The following is an 18,205-nucleotide window of genomic DNA, read 5'->3' on the forward strand; positions in this document are numbered from 1 at the left end:
GTCCAGTCATCCCATGGACGGCGGCCTGGTTCTCAGGTGAGGCCGAGTGCCGGTAGCACCGCGGCCTCCACGAATCTGACGAGGTAGTCGGGGTCGGCGTAACAGCCCTCCAGGACGGGGCGGGCCCGCAGGACGCCGAAGATCTGGGCGGGGACGTACGGCAGGGCCGGATGGTCCGCCGGGATCTCGCCGCGTTCCACACCGCGGCGCAGGATGTCCTCCAGCGCGGCGATCTCGGGATGGACGAGCGCCTCCCGTACCGCCTGGGCGAGTTCGCTGTCCTGGATGACGGCGTGGCCGAGCGCCGAGACGAGTTTCGTGTCCTTCGCCGACCAGGCACCCGCCGCCCGCGCGGCCTGGCGCAGGTCCTCCGCGAGCGATCCCGTGTCGATGCCGGTGAAGTGCACCCGGCGGTTGGCGCGCAGCGCGGCCGCGACGAACTGGGGCTTGGTCCCCCACTGCCGGTAGAGCGTGGACTTGCTGCACCGGGTGCTGCTGGCGACGCCCTCCATGCTGACGGAGTCGTACCCGCATTCCCGGATCTGTTCGAGCACGGCGTCGAAGAACTCCCGCTCACGCTCGGGCGTGATCTTGGAGCGGCGCGAGGCGGCGACCGTGTCCGGTGCGTCCTCAGCCTGCGACGTCATGGCTCGTCTCCTCGCTCGGTCCGCGGACCGGGGCCCGCTCTCCAGTGTGTCTCGTTTCGCTATCGATACGCCAGTGTACCGGTACTCCGCCGTATCGGTACCCGCCCGTATCGGTACACTGGCGTATCGGAACGAACTCGTACCGATGAGTTCGGGCCGCGAGCCGGGTCACAAGCCCTGCCTGCACCACCACACGCACCACCGTCAGCGAAGGGGCCGGGGGATGAATGCCCGCACCGAGCCTGCAGAGAAGGGGACCAGCGCGATAGCGCGGCCCCCGCTCGTCCGTGAGCTCCTGCTCGTCGCAGGACTCTTCCTCGTCTACAAGTTCGGCCGCCAGCTGGCGACGGGCCACACCGGTGAGGCCCTGCACAACGCCCGCCACGTGTGGGACCTGGAACGGACCCTGCGTCTCCCGAACGAGGGCTCGGTGCAGTCGGTGCTGCTGCACAGCGACACCCTCGTGCACATCGCGAACACCTTCTACGCGACCGTCCACTTCCCGGCCACCGTCGCCTTCCTGGTCTGGCTGTACCTGCGGCGCCCCGCGCACTACGTCTGGGCCCGCCGAGTCCTGGCGACGGTCACCTCGGCCGCCCTGGTACTCCCCTTCGTGTTCCCCCTCGCACCCCCGCGCATGCTGGCCGCGACGGGCCTGGTCGACACCGCCAAGGTCTACGGCCCCTCCGTGTACGGCCCGCCGACCAGCGACCACCTCTCGAACCAGTTCGCGGCGATGCCCTCGCTGCACTTCGGCTGGGCCCTGATGGTCGCGATCGGCCTGATCGTCGCGACCCGCTCGCGCTGGCGCTGGCTGTGGCTGCTGCATCCGCTGGTCACGCTGATGGTCATCATCGGCACGGCGAACCACTACTGGCTCGACGCGATCGTGGCCACCGCCATGCTCGGCATCGCCCTCGCGTTCATCCATCCCCCGCACCGCACGGCGACGACCGCCGGCCGCGGCCGGCCCCGACTCGCCGCAGAAGAGCCGGTTCTCGTCGGAGCCGGCCGATGAACGCCACCCTCGTCGCCGTCGTCCTGTCCCTGTTCTCGGCCGTCGCCTACGCGGCGGCGGCCGTGGCCCAGGAACGGCTGGCGTCCCGCAACTCCGACTCGGGCATGCTGCGCCTGCTCGCCACCGGTTCGTGGTGGTGGACGGTCGTCCTGAACGCGTCGGCCGCCCTGCTGCACGTCGTGGCCCTCAAGTACGGCCCGCTTACCGTCGTACAGCCGCTGGGAGCCCTCACCCTCGTCGCCGCCGTACCGATGGGCGCGCGGGTGGCCGGCCGTCGGGTCACCACGGTCGAGTGGCGGGGCACCGCCCTCACCCTGCTCGGCCTGTCCGCCCTGCTGGTCACGGCATCCGGCCCGCAGCCCGACCAAGTCCTCACCGTTCCCCAGGCGTTGGCGGTCGCGGGCACGACGTCCGCACTCATCGGCCTCCTGGCCCGACGCGGCGCGAAGCCCGGTCTACGGCATGCCTCGGCGTCCGGTGTCGCCTCGGGTGTGGCCTCCGCGCTCACGCAGACCGTGACGGTCGCGGCGACGGACCGTTCGGGTCCGCTGCTGAGCATGCAGGTGGTCGGAGTCGCCCTGCTGGTCGCGGTGTTCGCGGCGGGCGGGCTGCTGCTCTCGCAGACCGCCTACCGGGGCGGCCTCGGCGCCCCGCTCGCGGTGGTGACCCTGGCGAACCCCCTGGCAGCCGCCGCGATCGGCCTCGCGCTGCTCGGCGAACGCCTCCAGGGCGGCGCGGCCGGCATCCTCCTCGCCCTGGCGGGAGCCGGCATCGCATCCTGGGGCGTGGTCCTGCTGACCCGGGTGACACCCGCCGTACCGCTGCCGCACGAGTACGACGACCACGATCACCCCGTGGCCGCCGTCCTGGCGCTGGAGCCTCAATCGGCGTCCGCCGAACCGGCGTTGCTGCCCCGGCAGCCGGACCGGAAGTCCGCGCCGGGGCATCTCACCGCGCTCTGAGAGGGATCAGCCGAGGCCGCGCGAGTCCTGCTTGAGCGCGGTGTCGACGGTCAGGGCCGTCGCCACCACCAGGCTCAACAGGGGCTCGGGCAGCTGGTAGTGGATCTGCAGGACGTAGTTGTCCGCGGTGGTGAACATCGTCTTGGCGAGGCCTTCCCAGGTCTTGGTGATCCGGGCGACCTCGTTGTCCGCGTGGTCGACGATGGCGAAGTTCCAGGCCCGCCAGTTCTCCGCCTTGATCGCGCCTATCTGCCGGCCGTCCGCGTTCAGCGCGAAGTTGATCTTCCCGATCATGTTCTGCTGCACGATCTCGCCCACCGGCGAACCGTCCGGACGGGACACGATCACCCTGGACTTCATGATCTTCGCCGGCCGGGTCAGCACCAACTGCGGTTGCCCGTACGCGTCCCGGATCTCCAGCCGGTGGGTCATGTACTGGTCGAGGCTGGAGACGAAACGCAGCGCCTTCTTCAGCGTGCTCTGGCCGACCTCGTCGACCGAGCCGATCACATTGCCGTTCTGATCCATGACCTTGTACTCGTTGGTCAGCTCGATCAGCTTGGCCTTCTGGTTCACCACGAGCACCGGCTCGGTGAACAGGCTGCCGCCGCCGGGGCCGCCCCCGGCGACCCCGGCCTGCTGCTGCACCTGCTGCTTGACCTGGCGCTGGGCCCGCGGATCCGGCCCCGCCTGCTGCTGCGGCACGGCCTGCGGCTGCTGGGCGGCCTGGCCCTGCTGGTCCGCGTTGGTGTGCTCGGTCCACTTCGCGCCGTCCCAGTACCGGAGGGTCTGGGGCGCTCCGTGCGGATCCGGGTACCAGCCTGCAGGTGTGTTCGAATGCGTGGTCACCGGGGCACACTACCGCGAGTGCCCCGGAAAACAACCGGTCTCACAAAGCCCCTCAAGCGGTCGCGATCGCGGGGTCGCTGACCCCCGGCCGGCCGTTCTCGACATGTCCGGCGAATCGCCGCAGGAACGTCGCGTCGCCGTCCGAGGTGACCGTCAGGTCGTACCACCGCTTGCTCGCGCCCAGGTCGAAGGTGTGCCGTACGGTGGCGCCCGCCCGCACCTTGAAGGTCTGGGAACGGCCGCCGTAGCCGCCCACGACCTTCAACTGCACGGTCCCGGAGCCCTTGTTGGTGAAGGTCAGCTCGACGTCGTCGCCGCAGTTCCGCGCGGTGACCTCGGGCCCTGCCGTCCTGCCGGGGCCCTTGAAGACGCGCAGGAAGCCGTTCGGGCCGTGCACGGTCAGGTCGTACGAGCCGTTCGAGTACGCCGAGTTCCAGGCGTCCGAGACGGTCTTGCCGGCCTCGGTGGTGTAACTCCAGGGCCCGTCCGTGCGGTTGGCGGAGGTGACGAGGAAGTTGGCGCCGGCCTTCGCGCCGGAGGCGAAGGTGAGCGTGAACTTCCCGGCCGCCGTGTCGGCCGAACCGTCCACCGTGGCCGCGTACTTGAGGGGCCGGGACGGGCGCAGTCCGCGCTCCTGCTTGGGCAGCACCGGGTTGGCGGGCGGGGTCGGCACGTAGTCCGGGTGACGGTTCTTGTCCGGCGGCTGGTAGCCGTCGGTGCCCGGGAGCGGGACCTTCTTGACGTCCTTGTGGGAGAAGTCGAAGGCGCCGGTCAGGTCGCCGCAGATCGCACGCCGCCAGGGCGAGATGTTGGGCTCGTGGACACCGAAGCGGGTTTCCATGAAGCGAATCACCGAGGTGTGGTCGAAGGTCTCCGAGCAGACGTAACCGCCCTTGCTCCAGGGCGAGACGACGATCATCGGCACCCGCTGGCCGAGGCCGTAGGGACCGGCCGGGTTGGTGGCGTTGCCCTTGAAGAGGTCGGGGCCGACGTCGACGGTCGACTTGCCCTGCGCGGCCGAGCCCGGCGCGAACGGCGGGACCAGGTGGTCGAAGAAGCCGTCGTTCTCGTCGTAGGTGATGAACAGGGCCGTCTTCGCCCACACCTCCGGGTCGGAGGTCAGCGCGTCCAGGACCTGGGAGACATACCAAGCGCCGTAGTTCGCGGGCCAGTTGGGGTGCTCGGTGAATGCCTCGGGGGCGACGACCCAGGAGATCTTCGGCAGCGTGCCGCCCTTGACGTCGGCCTTGAGCCGGTCGAAGAAGCCCTCGCCCTTGGTGGCGTCGGTGCCGGTGCGGGCCTTGTCGTAGAGCGGGTCGCCGGGCTGGGCGTTCTGGAACTGCTTGAAGTACAGGAGGGAGTTGTCGCCGTAGTTGCCGCGGTAGGCGTCCTGGATCCAGCCCCAGCCGCCGCTCGCGTCGAGGCCGTCGCCGACGTCCTGGTAGATCTTCCAGGAGACCCCGGCCTTCTCCAGCCGCTCGGGGTACGTCGTCCAGCTGTAGCCCGCCTCGTCGTTGCCGAGGACCGGGCCGCCGCCGACGCCGTCGTTGCCGGTGTAACCCGTCCACATGTAGTAGCGATTCGGGTCGGTGGAGCCGATGAACGAGCAGTGGTAGGCGTCGCAGATGGTGAAGGAGTCGGCGAGCGCGTAGTGGAACGGGATGTCCTCGCGGGTCAGGTACGCCATCGTCGTGGAGCCCTTGGACGGCACCCACTTGTCGTACTTGCCGCCGTCGAACGCGGCGTGCCCGTCGTTCCAGCTGTGCGGGAGGTCCTGGATGAACTGGAGGCCCAGGTCGTTCGCCTCGGGGCGGAACGGCAGGATGTCCTTCGTGCCGTCCGACTGGTACCAGACCGGTTTTCCGTCCTGCCGGGTCACGACCGGATGCGGGTCGCCGAAGCCCCGGACGCCGCTGAGCGAGCCGAAGTAGTGGTCGAAGGACCGGTTCTCCTGCATCAGGACGACGATGTGCTCGACGTCCTCGATGCTCCCCGAGCGGTGGTTCGCCGGGAGCGCGGCGGCCCGCTCGATGCTGTTCGACAGCGCCGTGAACGCCGTGGTGGCACCCGCGAGTTGGAGAAAGCGACGCCGATTGACTTCGGACATGGGTGAGGCACCTCTCATCCTGACGCGCGGCCGGCCGGAACATGGCGAAATGCGCGCGGTGCGAGTGTTCCAAGAGCAACAAACGTCAGGGAAGGGTCTGGTGGCGCCCATGTGAAACTCGCCCGTACGTGCGGGGGCGGGCGAGCGGAGATGAGCGGTCAGGCTGTCGCCAGGGCCTCCGTCGGCGTGAGGCGGGAGGCCCTGATGGCGGGGTAGACGCCGGCCGCCATGCCGATCAGGACGGCCCCGCCGAAGCCGCCCGCCACCGCCGCGAACGGAATCACCGGGGGCCAGCCCTGGTAGGTGGCGTAGGCGACGGTCGCGAGGACTCCGAGGACGGTGCCGGCCAGGCCGCCGAGGCAGGACAGGGCCACGGACTCGGTGAGGAACTGGCTGCGGATCTGGCCCCTGTTGGCGCCCAGCGCCCGTCGTAGGCCGATCTCCTTACGGCGTTCCAGGACCGAGATCACCATGGTGTTGGCCACGCCGATCCCGCCCACGAGCAGCGCCACTCCGGCGAGGCCGAGGAAGAGCGCGGAGAAGGTGGTCCGGGTGGCACGTTCGGCGGCCAACGCGTCGGAGGGGCGGCTGACCTGGACCATGCCGGGGAGTTCGGGGTAGATGGTCGGGGCGAGGACGTCGCGGACGGCGTCGATGCCGTCCTCGCGGGCCTTGACGTAGATCACCGTGGGGTGGCCGGCGAAGTTGAGCTGGGTGCGGGCCGCGTCCCAGCCGACCAGCACCGAGCGGTCGATGTCGGGCGAGAGCGGGGTCCGCGCGAGGATGCCGATGACGGTGAACCAGCGCTGGTTGATGTAGATCTGCGGGGCCTGCTGACCGGGGACGACCTTCGCGATGCCCATGCGGGTGGCGGCGACCGAGCCCAGGACGGCGGTGGGGAACCTCTCGGGAGCCGGGTGTTGGGTGACCCAGGTGCCCGGTGCCGGTTGCGACCCGATGTCGTAGCCGAGCCGCTTGAGGTTGTCGGCGACCACCCGCACGTCCGGGCCGGTCGTTCCCCTCGCGCTGAGCGTGCGGTAGAGAGGTGTGCTGCCGTAGAACACCGGCACCGGCACGTTGTCCACCTTGTACAACGGGTGCCCGCGGGTCACCCTCGCCCCCGGCGCGGGAAGCCAGGTCACCAGGCCCGGCTTCGCGCCCTTGACCGGTGCCGCCTTGCTGTAGCCCAAAGTCCCGTTCAGAGTCTGGGCGTTGGACAGGTCGGTGCGGGTCACCGTCGCGGTGGCGACCCGCGCCGACTCGGTGGCCGTCGTGCTGGGTTTCGCGTTCCCGTCCTGCCATACGGTGACGCCGAGCGCGGTCGCCGTGACGCCCACGAGGGCTACGGCCCCGATCTTCAGGCGGCGTTTCCCGCGCCGGGGACGGGCGTCGTCGTTCTCGTCGCTGGTCGTGGTCACCGCTGGTACGCCTTCAACTCGCAGTCGTGGTCGAGCCTGTCCTGCTGGGCCTGGGTCAGGGTGGACTCGCCGTCGTAGTTCCAGCCGGAGCCGTCGGCCAGGCCCTTGACCTTCAGGCCGCCGTCGTTGAGGCACCTGATGTACGTGCGGAAGTCGTCCAGGTAGTGCGGGTTCTTCGCCGGGTCCAACTCCGGTGGCTGGAGCGGCTTCTTCACGAGGCAGGCCTTGTAGGCGGCGGCGTTCTTGGTGGCGCTGCCCCGGGGAACCACTGACTCGAACCCGGCTTGCGCCCGCCGGGGACACCGTGGTCGCGCAGGCAGTCGAGATAGACGAAGGTCAGCCGGTCCTGCTCCTGCCGGGAGGTGTCCAGCCGCAACTGCGGGCGACCCGATGCGTCGTCGGCATCCGGCCTCGCCGACCCGCCCTTGGCGGCCGGGCTGGAGACCGAGGCGACGCCATGGTCGTCGGACGCCGCGCCCCCGCCGCCTCCACCGCAGGCCACGAGGAGGCACAGTGCCGCCGCCGCGCCCGCGCCGACGAGGACGGCGGAGCGCCGTCGCTGAGTGAGTTTCGACATGGCGGCACCGTGGCCGGAGGATATGAAGATCCTGTCAGACCGCCGTCAGACTTCTGTCTGGTGTCGCGGCGCCGACCCTAGGGTGAGCCGCGTGAACGCATATGTCCTGGTGGCCGAGGACGATGTCAAGCAGGCCGAGGTGATCCGCCGCTATCTGGAGCGCGAGGGTCACTCCTCCCTGGTCGTCCACGACGGGCGCGCGGCCATCGACGAGGTCCGGCGCCGGCGGCCGGATCTGCTCGTCCTCGACGTCATGATGCCCCTGGTCGACGGGCTGGACGTGTGCCGCGTGCTGCGCCGGGAGTCCGATGTGCCCGTGCTGATGCTGACCGCGCGCAGCACGGAGGAGGATCTCCTGCTCGGCCTCGACCTCGGCGCCGACGACTACATGACGAAGCCTTACAGCCCACGGGAGTTGATGGCCCGCATCCGTACCCTGCTGCGGCGGACCCGGGGCGCCACGGCGGCGCCGGACGCTCCCGTGCTGCGGATCGGCGCGCTCGCCATCGACCCGGTCCGCCGTACCGTCGAGCTCGACGGACGCCAAGTGGTGTGCACGCCCGGGGAGTTCGAGATCCTCGCGGCGATGGCCGCCGAACCGGAGCGGGTCTTCACCCGCCGCCAACTCCTCGCCCTGACACGGGGGTTCGACCGCTACATCACCGAGCGCACGATCGACGTCCACGTCCTCAACCTGCGCAAGAAGATAGAGGCCGTCCCCCGCCGACCGGCCTATCTGCAGACCGTGTACGGCGTCGGCTACAAGCTCATGGACGGAAGTCGTGGGCGCTGAACCGGAGTTGGAGACCGCAGAAGGCAGCGGGTCGAAGTCCAGGGCTCGCGTCCGGGCCAAAGTGCCGCTGCACAGAAGCCTGTTGGTCCGCCTGCTCGCCACCTCCGTGATGATCGCCGTCTGCTCGGTCGCCGCCACCGCCTGGCTGGCCGCCCGCACCACCAGCAGCGCCATCCGGCAGGAACAGGGCCAACTCCTGTCCTCCGACACCGACATCTACGACACCCTGGTCGGCTACGCCGCCGCCCACCCGAACTGGAACGGCGTCACCCCCACCCTCCGCCGCCTCGCCGAGCGGACCGGCCGCCGTATCACCCTGACCACGCAGAGCCGCCGTACGATCGCGACCTCGTCCACCACTCCTGCCGCCGCCGCTGCCCTCCCCACCCGGGCGTCGGCCGTGGTCGACCCGCTGCACACCGACCCGGCGCTGCTGCCGGACGCCGGGGCGAACCGCATCGACCCCCGTGCCGTCGGCCCCTACCGGCTGACCGCCGCCGAGCGCGCGAGCCTGTCCGGCCGGGCGCACAAACTCCTCGCCTGTCTGGGCGGTCCGGGCGCCGGCGCCGCACTCGTCGTCGGGCCCAGCGGTCGCCCTTCCATCAAGATCACCAACAGTGCCCTGGGCGGGGTCTCCGGTGACCGCGGCTGCGGCCTGGGCGGACTCGCCCTTCCGGTCGCGAGCGAGCGCGAGCCGTTGGACCGGCTCACCTCCATGGTCAACGACTGTCTGCGGCGCCGGCACCTGGAGCCCGTGAAGTTCGGCGTCGACTTCGTCGTCGTCTACGGCGGCCCCTCCGCCCAGACCTGCCTGGACACCACCCGCCGCGACCAGCTCACCCCCTACGTCGCCCCGGCCGCCCTCCTCTTCGTCGCCACCCCGACCGGCTCGACCACCGCTCCCGCCTTCCATTTCACCTCCGCCAACACCACCCGCATCGCCGGTGTCGCCGGGCTGGTGCTGCTGGTCACCGTGGCCGTCACAGTCGTCGTCGGCACCCGCCTGGTCAGGCCGTTGCGCGCCCTGGCCGACGCCGCGCGCCGCCCCGTAGAGGAACATCAGCGCGTGCCGGTCACCACCAACGACGAGATCGGCTACCTCGCCGCCGCCTTCAACGACCTCACCCAGCGCCGCGAACGCATGGAGGGACAGCGCAAGGCGATGGTCAGCGACGTCGCCCATGAACTGCGCACCCCGCTCAGCACCATCCGCAGCTGGCTCGAAGCCGTGCAGGACGGTATCGCCACCTCCGACCAGGCCCTCGTGGACTCGCTCCTCGAAGAGGCGCTGCTGCTCCAGCACATCGTCGACGATCTCCAGGACCTCGCGGAGGCCGACGCGGGCCAGCTGCGCATCCACCCCGAACCCCTCCTCGTGCGCGATCCCGTACGACTGCGGCAGGTCATCGGCAACCTGGTCTCCAACGCGATACGGCACACCCCACCCAGCGGCACCGTCACCCTGCGCGCCCACCGAGCCGGAGACCGCGTGACGATCGAGGTCGCCGACACGGGTACCGGCATCCCCGCCGAGGATCTGCCCCGGGTCTTCGACCGCTTCTGGCGCGCGGAGAAGTCACGCAGCCGACGTACCGGCGGCAGCGGTCTGGGCCTCGCCATCGTGCGCCGGCTGACCGAGGCGCACGGCGGGACGGTGACGGTGACCAGCACGGTCGGCGCCGGCACGGTCTTCACCGTCGGCCTGCCCGTGTGAACCCTTCCCCGTGTGAGCCCCCCGTGTGAGCCCCTGTCAGCTCACGGCGTCCGGCGGCGGCAGGCGCATCCCCGCGAGGTCCGGCGGGACCGGGGTGTCCGGGCGGAAGAACGGTTCCGAGGGGCCGTCCTGGGCGTTGGCGGGGGCGTCCGTGAGCCGGAACCGGTCGCGCAGCCTGCCGTAGAAATCCGTCGGGCGGAGACGGACGAGGCGGACCCGTTGGGGGGCGCGGAAGACGCCGATCCAGTCTCCGGGGTCCAGGACGCCGCGGAGTTGGCCGTCGACGGTGACGATGGCCTGGCCGGAGTGGGGCAGGACGCGCAGGCCGACCGGTTCGTCGGGGGCGGCGATCACGCTGCGGTTGAACGTCATGTGCGGGGCGATCGGGGTGAAGACGACGGCGTCCATGTGCGGCGAGAGGACCGGTCCACCGGCGGCGAAACTGTAGGCCGTGGAGCCGGTCGGGGTGGCGACGGCGAGCGCGTCGGCGGAGTAGGTCGCGAGCAGCCGTCCGGCCAAGTAGACGCCGACGCCTACCTGCCGGTCGCGGGCGAGTTTCTCCAGGACGACGTCGTTGAGCGCGGTGACGTCCAGCGCGCAGCCCCAGCCGCCGCCCTCCGTGGTCTCGGGCCGGACCTGCGGCGGCGGCAGGGCGGGACCGCGGCCGTAGCGCAGCAGGGCCTCCATCTCCTCGGGGATGTCCAGCGGGCGGGAGGCGCGCATAGTCAGCGTCATGCGTTCCTCGATGATGGCCCGCCCCTCGTGCACGGCGTCGAGGGCCTCGCCGATGTCGCTGGCCGGGACCTCGGTGAGGAAACCGACCTTGCCCAAGTCGACGCCGAGGACGTCGGCCCCGCTCTTGACGGCGATGCGGGCACCGCGCAGGAAGGTGCCGTCGCCGCCCAGGGTGACGACGAGGTCGGGATTGCCCGCGGCCTCGGCCTCCTCGCGTCCGGCGCGACGGTGATGGTCCTTGGCCCACACGTCGATCTCCGTGCAGCGGACGCCGTGCGTCTCGCTCCAGGCGTGCACGTCCGCCGCCGCGTCCCGGGCGGTCTCGCGTCCCTGGTGGACGACGAGGCCGATACGACGTACGGGCATGGGGTCCTCCGTGGAGTGCGGTTGTGTACGTCAGGCGTCGGGCGTCAGGCGTCGGGCGTCAGGCGTCGGGCGCGGTGCGTTCGTCGGGCGGGACCAGGCTGAGCACGATCTTCCCGCGCGTGTGCCGCCGCTGCACCTGCCGGTAGGCCTCCTGGACCTCTTCCAGCGGATACACCTTGCTGATGGGGACGGTGAGCTTTCCTTTGGAGACCAGTTCGGCCAGTTCGGCGACCAGTTGAGGGGTGAAGACGTCCTCCTGGGCCCTGCTGCGCACGCCGTAGCGGGCCACGGCCCGGCCGTCGGCGAGGGTGTTGACGCGGTGCGGGGGCACGCCCAGCTCGATGGCGATGTCGACGTTGCCCTGCCCGAAGGTGTCGATGAACGCGTCGATCCCGTCGGGTGCGGCGGCCTTCAGCCGGTCGGTGAGGCCGGGGCCGTGCTCGACGGGGACGACCCCGAGCGAGCGCAGGAAGTCGGCGTTGTGCGGTCCGGCGGTGCCGATGACCCTCGCGCCCCGCAGCCGCGCGAGCTGCACGGCGAGGGAACCGACCCCGCCGGCCGCGCCGGACACCACGACGGTGTCCCCGGCCGCCGGTTCTACGGCGTCCACGGCGGCCCATGCCGTCACCCCGACCGCCGACAGGGGCGCCGCGGTTTCCCAGCCGATGTCGGCGGGCTTGGGGGCGAGGACGTCGGCGGGCGAGACGACGTAGTCGGCCTGAGCCCTTCGGGGCAGGTAGCCGATGACCTCGTCGCCGACGGCGAACTCGCTTACCCCGTCGCCGAGTTCGGCGACCCGGCCGGCGAAGTCGTTGCCCTGTCCTTCAGGGAACACGGCCGGCCACATGTCCGCGAAGACACCCTGTCGGATACCGGCCTCGCCGGGATTGACCCCGGCGACGACGACCCGGACGAGGACTTCCCCGGGGCCCGCCTTCGGTCGCGGCACCTCGACGACCTCCAGCACCTCCGGGCCGCCGTAGCGCGAGAATTTGACTGCTCGGGGCATGGTCGAGTCTCCAGTGTTCCGAGTGATCCGCTGGCCTACAGGTTCCGTGTGATCCGCTGGCCTACAGAAGGTACTGCCACTTGGTCATGCGGTCCTGGAGATCGATGGTCGGGCCGTCGAGCGTGAAGGTGCCGTCGCCGCGGTGGTGGAAAAGGCGCGGGGCGGGCTGCGATGGATCGGTCCAAGCCCGCACCGGCTCCAGGAGGAACAGGCTGTAGGGCGCGACGAGGGTGGTGTCGGCGACCCTGCACTTGATGTTGGCGAAGCACTCCGCGACGAGCGGTGCCTGGCCCTTCTCGCCGTCCACGGCGGTCAGGTCGAACTCCTCGAACTTGTCGACGCCCGTGCCGGAACAGTTGTGGTCCCAGGGGCCGATGGTGCACGCGATCAGCGGCGGGGCATGGCGTGGCGTGGCGGACCATCATGTTGAACCCGTTGGTCATCACGTTCGGGACGCCCCGGTGCCGGGTGGTGACGAGGATGACGGGACCGGGTTCGATCAACCGGTGCGCCTGGTCCAGGGGGTGCGGCTGAAGGTCCTTCACAGTGATCATGTCCGCTTATGACGCCGTACAGAGCGCGTCCCGGCGGCGGGGCCGGTGCGCGCGCTGTCTGTCGCTTCGAGTCTCGGCAGACGGCGCGCCGGTATGAAGGCCGCGGTTTTCCTGGGTGCGGGAGGACCAGCCTCGGCTTACGTGCTTACGTGCTTACGTGCTTACGTGCTTACGTGCTTGCGTTCGCCCGGGCCTACGTGTTCGCGTTCGCGCCGACCTTCTTCGGCTCCGCGGCCAGCGCCCTCAGCGTCTCGAAGGCGGCCGCGGTCGGGCCGGCCGGTTCGGCTTGGTAGACGACGAGTTGCTGATGCGGGGCGCCGTTGACGGTGAACGCGGCGAAGGCGATGTGCAGGTCGCCGACGTCCGGGTGCTTGAGGTGCTTGCCCTCCTGGGACTTGCTCTTGACGTCGTGCAGCCGCCAGATCCCCGCGAACTCCTCGCTCTCCGCGGACAGTTCCTCGACCACCTCGGCGATACGGGCCGATTCGGGATCGTGGCCGTAGGCGGCCCGGAGTTCGGCGACACAGGAGTGCGCGGCCCGGTCCCACTCCTGGTAGAACTCGCGTCCCGCCGGGTCGACGAACACGTTGCGGGCGAGGTTGTCGAACGCGTCGAACCCGCTGTGCAGCGCCGTGGCAAGGGAGTTGCCCGCGAGAATGTCGAGCGCCGGGCCGAGCACGAACGCCGGGGTGTGCTCCCAGCCGTCCATCAACTGAAGCAACTGCGTGCTGACTTCCGCCTCGCCCCGGTCGTGCGGCCGCTGCGAGGGCGTCAGACAGAGCCGGTTGAGATGGTCGGCGGACTCCGCGTCCAGCTTCAACGCCTGCGCCACGGCTTCCAGGACCTGCGGGGACGGACTGTTCTCGCGTCCCTGCTCCAGCCTGATGTAGTAGTCGGAGCTGACTCCGGCGAGCAGCGCGACCTCCTCCCTGCGCAGTCCCGGCACCCGGCGTCGCCCGTACTCGGGCAGACCGACGTCCTGGGGCTTGAGGGCCTCGCGGCGGGCCCGGAGGAAATCCCCCAAAGGGGTCCCATTGCTCATGCGGCAAGACTAGATGCTCTTCGATCGTCGAGAAGGGCCGCTCGTGCACAGATGCACCAGGTTCCACACTCTTCACACAGCGTGATTCACCACCCGACCGACCTTCCCCGCAGCTCCTCCGCGCCACCCCGGGAGCCGTGATCCTGGGTGCGACGCACCCACCGTCGGCCGAACTTCTCCGGGTGTTTTCCGCCTAGCCTCGACGGTATGTACAACGACGACGTGCGCCCCGACCCGGTGGAAGGGCTGGGTCAGTTCCTCCGCTCCCGCCGGGAGCGCGTCAGCCCCGCCGACGTCGGGCTGACCGGCTCCGGCCGGCGACGGGTGCCCGGGCTGCGCCGCGACGAGGTCGCCGCGCTCGCGGGGGTCAGCCCGGGCTACTACAGCAGACTTGAGCAGGGCCGTGAACTCAGCCCGTCGGTACGGGTGTTGGAGGCCATGGCCCGTGTGCTGCGGCTGGCGGAGGAGGAACGGCTCGAACTGTTCCGGCTGGCGCGACCCACGAGCCGTCGTACGAAGTCGCCGTCCCGGGTCGAGCGGGTGCGCCCGCATCTGCGGCAGCTGATCGAGAGCTGGACCAGGACCCCGGCCTTCGTCGTCGGCCACGCCCAGGACCTGCTGGCGACCAACGCCCTGGCCGACGCCCTCTACCGGGACTTCGCCCAGCACGACAACGTGCTGCGCATGCTCTTCCTGGACCCCGCCGCGAGGACGTTCTACCGGAGCCCGGAGCGGGCGAAGAACCGTGCCGTCGCCGATCTCCAGCAGTCCGCCGCGAGCACGCCCGAGGATCCCCGCATCCTGGAACTCGTCGGCGAACTGTCCGTGCGCAGCCCCGAGTTCCGCTCGCTGTGGGCCCGCGAGTACACCCGGGTCCCGCCCTACGAGGTCAAGCGGATGCGCCATTCCGTGGTGGGAGACCTGGAGCTGCGGCACGAGGCGCTCACCATCCGCAGCGCGCCCGGTCAGCAGCTCGTCATCCTGCAGGCGGAGCCGGACTCTCCTTCGGCGGACGGCCTGGCCCTGCTGGGTTCGCTCAGCGCGCCCGAGGTGCAGGACGCGCAGTAATATCCCGAGGTTACGAATTACCGGGAGCTGTGTTACTGGGAATTGCGCTACCGGGAATTACGCTCGACCGCTCCCAGTATCCGGTCCAGGAAATCGCCGAAAAGGCGTACCTCGTCCGAGGTGAGCGGGTCGAAGAAAAGCCGCCGTACGTTCTCCACATGGGTGGGTGCGGCGGCCTCGATCATTTCCCGGCCCTTTTCCGTGAGCCGCACCATCGAGCCGCGGGCATCGTCCGCGCAGGGCTCGCGCGTGACGAGCCCGCGCTTCTCCATGCGGCTGATCTGATGGGACAGCCGGCTGCGCTCCCAGTCGACCTCGGCCCCCAGCTCCCGCGCGCGCAGCACGCCGCCGACGGACTCGGACAGGGGCGCGAGGAGCGCGTAGTCGGCGGCCGAGAGTCCTGAATCCCGTTGCAACTGCTGGTCCTGGGCCCGTTGCAGTTCGCGGCGCACTCTCCGGTACTTCGCCCAGACGTCGGCCTGGTCGGGAGTGAGCCATCGCGGTTCGGACATGGCCTCACGGTACCAGCTTGTTGACATGTCACGGACTTGGTCGGTCAATGCCCGTTCCTGGGTGTGGGACTCCCAGGAAAACCGCTGCCTTCATAGCTCCGCGCCGAAGGGACAGACTCGTACTCGTCAACAAGAAATCCCCCCACAAGGGGAAGCGACGAAAGAGGTTTTCCCCATGGCTACGTGGTTTGTCACCGGCGCCTCCCGCGGAATCGGCGCGGAAATCGCCCGGGCCGCACTGGCAGGCGGTAACAATGTCGTGGTCGCCGTACGGAATCCGGAGCGGGTGCCCGACGACCTGAAGAAGTCCGACAACGTGTTCGCGGTCGCCCTGGACGTCACGGACAACGACAGCATCCCGCAGGCGATCGAGGCCGCGGTGGAGCGCTTCGGCGGTATCGACGTCCTGGTCAACAACGCCGGCCGCGGTCTGCTCGGGGCACTGGAGGAGATCACCGACGCTGAGGCGCGGTCGCTGTTCGACCTCAACGTCTTCGGCCTCATCAACGTCACCCGCGCTGTCCTGCCCGTCATGCGCAAGCAGCGTTCCGGCAAGCTGGTGCACATCGGTTCGCGCTCGGGCTTCGAGGGCGAGCCCGGGGTCAGCCTGTACTCCGCGTCGAAGTTCGCGGTCGCCGGCGTCAGCGAGGCGCTCTCCGCCGAGATGGCGCCGTTCGGCATCCAGTCGATGGTGGTCGAACCGGGCGTCTTCCGCACGGACTTCCTCGACTCCAGCTCCCTCTCGGTCGCCGCGAACCGTATCGCCGACTACGACGACACCCCGGCCCACGTGACGCTCGACTGGATCGACCGGGCCAACCACGCGCAGCTCGGTGACCCCGTCCTGGGCGCGGCGCTCATCGTCGAGGTCACCGGCACCGAGAAGCTGCCCACCCACCTCTACCTCGGCCGCGACACCCTGGAGCGGCTGGAGGTCAAGTACCAGCAGGTGCAGGACGATCTGTCCCCGTGGCGCGAGAAGTCCGCGGCCACCGGGCACGACGACGCCGCCTGACGCACAACGGGCGCCCGGGCACGAAGAGTTCGCACGCCTGGGCCCGACGAGTCCAGGCGCCCGGGCCTGGCGAGTTCGGGCGCCCGTGCCCGGCAAGTTCGGACGCCCGCACCGGCCACCACCCGACACACCTGCCATACCTGCCAGCACCTTTCGCACCTGACACATAGTCAAACATCTTCCCCATCTCAGTGATTGAGGTTCCGTGATGTCTGCTTCCGCCCTGCTCACCGGCACCCCCCTCGCCGGCCGTGTCGCCGTCGTCTCCGGCGCGTCCAGCGGCATGGGCGCCGTCACCGCCGAACGGCTCGCCGAACTCGGCGCCACCGTGGTCGTGTTGGCCCGCCGCAAGGAGCGACTGGAAGGCGTGGTCAAGAACATCGAGGCCGCCGGCGGCACCGCGTTCGCCCTGGCCGTCGACGTCACGGACCGCGCCGCCGTCCAGGCCGCCGCCGATCAGGCCGCCGAGCGCTTCGGCAAGGCCGACCTGGTGTTCAACAACGCCGGTGTCCAACTCATCTCCGGTATCGCGGAGTTGAAGGTCGACGACTGGCAGCGCCAGATCGACCTCAACATTAGCGGGCTGATGAACGTGATCGCCGCGTTCCTCCCCCACCTGACCGAGTCCGCCGCCGCGGGCAGGCCGGCCGACCTGATCAACACCTCGTCGATCGCGGCCACCCGCATCCTGACGAAGTTCTCGATCTACTCCGGCACCAAGGCGTACATCAGCCACCTCACCCGGCTGCTCCGGGTGGAGCTCGGTCCGAAGATGGTCCGCGTGGCCACCATCGAGCCCGGCATGGTCGACACCGAACTGCCCGATCACGTCACGGACGCCGACGCGTCCAAGCTGATGGCCGACCTGATCAGCGACATCGACGTCCTCCAGAGCGCCGACATCGCCGAGACCGTCGCCTTCATGGCCGCCGTACCGCGCCACGTCAACCTCACCGAGATCACCATCCTGCCCACCGCACAGGCGATCTGAGATCCCCCCTGATCCCCTCAGGGTGGGGGAGGAACAGCCAGGCGCTGCTCCTCCCCCACCCAGGCGGCGTTGGTTGACACGACAACATCAATCGTGTTTTGTTGATACGTCAACGAGGACGCGCAATCCCAGGCAGACCGGAGGCCGACATGAACATCACGGTGATCGGACGAGGACACGTCGGCGGCGGCCTGGCCCGCCTGTGGGAGAAGGCCGGGCACCAGGTCAGGACGCTGGGCCGGGACGGCGGTGACGCCTCGGACGCGGATGTGGTGGTCGTGGCCGTCCCCGGCAACCAGATCGCCGAGGCGCTGCGGAGCGTGACCGGCCTGAACGGCCAGGTCACCATCGACGCGACCAACCTCTACTCGGAGCGCGACCCCGCCTTCCCTTCCCTCGCGCACCAGGTGAAGTCGATCGTCGGCGGCCCGACCGCGAAGTCCTTCAACACGGTCTTCGCCTCCGCCTACGACCAGATCGGCACCCAGCGAGTCACCCCGAGCAACCTCTACGCCGCCGAACCGGCCGCCAAGGACATCACCGCACAGCTCATCACCGACGCGGGCTTCGACCCGCTCTACGTCGGTGACCTCGACCCGGGCGCCCGCCTCCTAGAGGACAGCTCGGGCCTGACCCGCGCACTGGCCGGGCAGATCGGCGGTCCGTTCTTCTACCGGTACGGGCGGCCCGGGGAGCTGTAAGTGCGGTGCGGGCGGGGGTAGTTCAGGGCCCCGGGCGCACCGGTCCGCTCCCCCGCACCGATCCGAACCGCGAGTCACACCACCCGCCGCCCACGTCGCCTTGACCTTGTCGCAACGTCAGGGTTTC

General features: G+C 70.1%; 19 protein-coding genes. 8 read left to right on the forward strand and 11 right to left on the reverse strand.

Features of this window, described 5'->3' with window-relative positions:
* Positions 1 to 32: 32 nt before the first annotated feature.
* Positions 33 to 647: a TetR/AcrR family transcriptional regulator gene (locus OG194_RS06635; RefSeq protein ID WP_327399906.1), complete on the reverse strand. Its 615-nt coding sequence runs from the start codon at positions 645 to 647 to the stop codon at positions 33 to 35.
* 223 nt (positions 648 to 870) lie between these two features.
* Here OG194_RS06635 and OG194_RS06640 point away from each other — a divergent pair, with 223 nt between their 5' ends.
* Both OG194_RS06640 and OG194_RS06645 read left to right on the forward strand, forming a co-directional pair.
* Entirely contained in the window at positions 871 to 1,665 is a 795-nt protein-coding gene (locus OG194_RS06640; RefSeq protein WP_327399907.1) for a phosphatase PAP2 family protein, read from the forward strand.
* Positions 1,662 to 2,627: a hypothetical protein gene (locus OG194_RS06645; RefSeq protein WP_327399908.1), complete on the forward strand. Its 966-nt coding sequence runs from the start codon at positions 1,662 to 1,664 to the stop codon at positions 2,625 to 2,627. The genes OG194_RS06640 and OG194_RS06645 overlap by 4 nt, the downstream gene beginning before the upstream one ends.
* A 6-nt stretch (positions 2,628 to 2,633) precedes the next feature.
* On the opposite strand, the gene OG194_RS06650 is transcribed toward OG194_RS06645, so the two are convergent.
* The 5 genes from OG194_RS06650 to OG194_RS06670 all read right to left on the reverse strand — a co-directional run bounded on the left by OG194_RS06650 (position 2,634) and on the right by OG194_RS06670 (position 7,578).
* Positions 2,634 to 3,476, reverse strand: a complete 843-nt coding sequence (locus OG194_RS06650; protein WP_327399909.1) for a phospholipid scramblase-related protein — start codon at positions 3,474 to 3,476, stop codon at positions 2,634 to 2,636.
* 52 nt (positions 3,477 to 3,528) lie between these two features.
* A complete protein-coding gene (locus OG194_RS06655; protein WP_327399910.1) occupies positions 3,529 to 5,583 on the reverse strand; it encodes a phosphocholine-specific phospholipase C in 2,055 nt (684 codons plus the stop codon).
* Positions 5,584 to 5,741: 158 nt separating this feature from the next.
* Positions 5,742 to 7,001 carry an ABC transporter permease gene (locus OG194_RS06660; protein WP_327399911.1) on the reverse strand — a complete coding sequence of 420 codons (1,260 nt, stop codon included), beginning with the start codon at positions 6,999 to 7,001 and terminating at the stop codon, positions 5,742 to 5,744.
* Complete coding sequence (locus OG194_RS06665) at positions 6,998 to 7,216, reverse strand: hypothetical protein (protein ID WP_327399912.1); 219 nt, start codon at positions 7,214 to 7,216, stop codon at positions 6,998 to 7,000. Before OG194_RS06665 ends, OG194_RS06660 begins: the two co-directional genes overlap by 4 nt.
* A complete protein-coding gene (locus OG194_RS06670; protein WP_327399913.1) occupies positions 7,213 to 7,578 on the reverse strand; it encodes a hypothetical protein in 366 nt (121 codons plus the stop codon). The genes OG194_RS06665 and OG194_RS06670 overlap by 4 nt, the downstream gene beginning before the upstream one ends.
* A 91-nt stretch (positions 7,579 to 7,669) precedes the next feature.
* Here OG194_RS06670 and OG194_RS06675 point away from each other — a divergent pair, with 91 nt between their 5' ends.
* Together OG194_RS06675 and OG194_RS06680 are read left to right on the forward strand one after the other, a co-directional pair.
* Positions 7,670 to 8,371, forward strand: a complete 702-nt coding sequence (locus OG194_RS06675) for a response regulator transcription factor (protein WP_327399914.1) — start codon at positions 7,670 to 7,672, stop codon at positions 8,369 to 8,371.
* Positions 8,361 to 10,085: a sensor histidine kinase gene (locus OG194_RS06680; protein ID WP_327399915.1), complete on the forward strand. Its 1,725-nt coding sequence runs from the start codon at positions 8,361 to 8,363 to the stop codon at positions 10,083 to 10,085. The genes OG194_RS06675 and OG194_RS06680 overlap by 11 nt, the downstream gene beginning before the upstream one ends.
* 36 nt (positions 10,086 to 10,121) lie before the next feature.
* On the opposite strand, the gene OG194_RS06685 is transcribed toward OG194_RS06680, so the two are convergent.
* The 4 genes from OG194_RS06685 to OG194_RS06700 form a co-directional block, all read right to left on the reverse strand.
* The gene (locus OG194_RS06685; protein ID WP_327399916.1) at positions 10,122 to 11,186 is read right to left on the reverse strand and encodes an NAD(+)/NADH kinase; all 1,065 of its coding nucleotides are present in this window, start codon (positions 11,184 to 11,186) and stop codon (positions 10,122 to 10,124) included.
* 58 nt (positions 11,187 to 11,244) lie between these two features.
* The gene (locus OG194_RS06690; protein WP_327399917.1) at positions 11,245 to 12,195 is read right to left on the reverse strand and encodes an NADP-dependent oxidoreductase; all 951 of its coding nucleotides are present in this window, start codon (positions 12,193 to 12,195) and stop codon (positions 11,245 to 11,247) included.
* Positions 12,196 to 12,256: 61 nt separating this feature from the next.
* Positions 12,257 to 12,502 (reverse strand): hypothetical protein, encoded by a 246-nt coding sequence (locus OG194_RS06695; RefSeq protein WP_327399918.1) that lies wholly within the window; start codon positions 12,500 to 12,502, stop codon positions 12,257 to 12,259.
* A 440-nt stretch (positions 12,503 to 12,942) separates the two neighbouring features.
* On the reverse strand, positions 12,943 to 13,791 hold the full coding sequence (locus OG194_RS06700; protein ID WP_327399919.1) for a helix-turn-helix transcriptional regulator: 849 nt from the start codon (positions 13,789 to 13,791) through the stop codon (positions 12,943 to 12,945).
* A gap of 207 nt (positions 13,792 to 13,998) precedes the next feature.
* On the opposite strand from OG194_RS06700, the gene OG194_RS06705 reads away from it, so the two are divergent.
* Positions 13,999 to 14,859, forward strand: a complete 861-nt coding sequence (locus tag OG194_RS06705) for a helix-turn-helix transcriptional regulator (RefSeq protein WP_327399920.1) — start codon at positions 13,999 to 14,001, stop codon at positions 14,857 to 14,859.
* A 47-nt stretch (positions 14,860 to 14,906) separates the two neighbouring features.
* Here the strand turns inward: OG194_RS06705 and OG194_RS06710 are convergent, their stop codons facing one another.
* A complete protein-coding gene (locus OG194_RS06710) occupies positions 14,907 to 15,371 on the reverse strand; it encodes a MarR family winged helix-turn-helix transcriptional regulator (protein WP_327399921.1) in 465 nt (154 codons plus the stop codon).
* A gap of 175 nt (positions 15,372 to 15,546) precedes the next feature.
* Here OG194_RS06710 and OG194_RS06715 point away from each other — a divergent pair, with 175 nt between their 5' ends.
* From OG194_RS06715 to OG194_RS06725, 3 genes are all read left to right on the forward strand, one after another.
* Positions 15,547 to 16,386 (forward strand): SDR family NAD(P)-dependent oxidoreductase, encoded by an 840-nt coding sequence (locus OG194_RS06715; protein WP_327399922.1) that lies wholly within the window; start codon positions 15,547 to 15,549, stop codon positions 16,384 to 16,386.
* A 208-nt stretch (positions 16,387 to 16,594) separates the two neighbouring features.
* The gene (locus OG194_RS06720) at positions 16,595 to 17,377 is read left to right on the forward strand and encodes an SDR family oxidoreductase (RefSeq protein ID WP_327399923.1); all 783 of its coding nucleotides are present in this window, start codon (positions 16,595 to 16,597) and stop codon (positions 17,375 to 17,377) included.
* Between the two features lie 149 nt (positions 17,378 to 17,526).
* On the forward strand, positions 17,527 to 18,078 hold the full coding sequence (locus tag OG194_RS06725; RefSeq protein WP_327399924.1) for a dinucleotide-binding protein: 552 nt from the start codon (positions 17,527 to 17,529) through the stop codon (positions 18,076 to 18,078).
* Positions 18,079 to 18,205 lie beyond the last annotated feature (127 nt).

It is taken from the genome of Streptomyces sp. NBC_01288 (assembly GCF_035982055.1).
Taxonomy (GTDB): Bacteria; Actinomycetota; Actinomycetes; order Streptomycetales; family Streptomycetaceae; genus Streptomyces.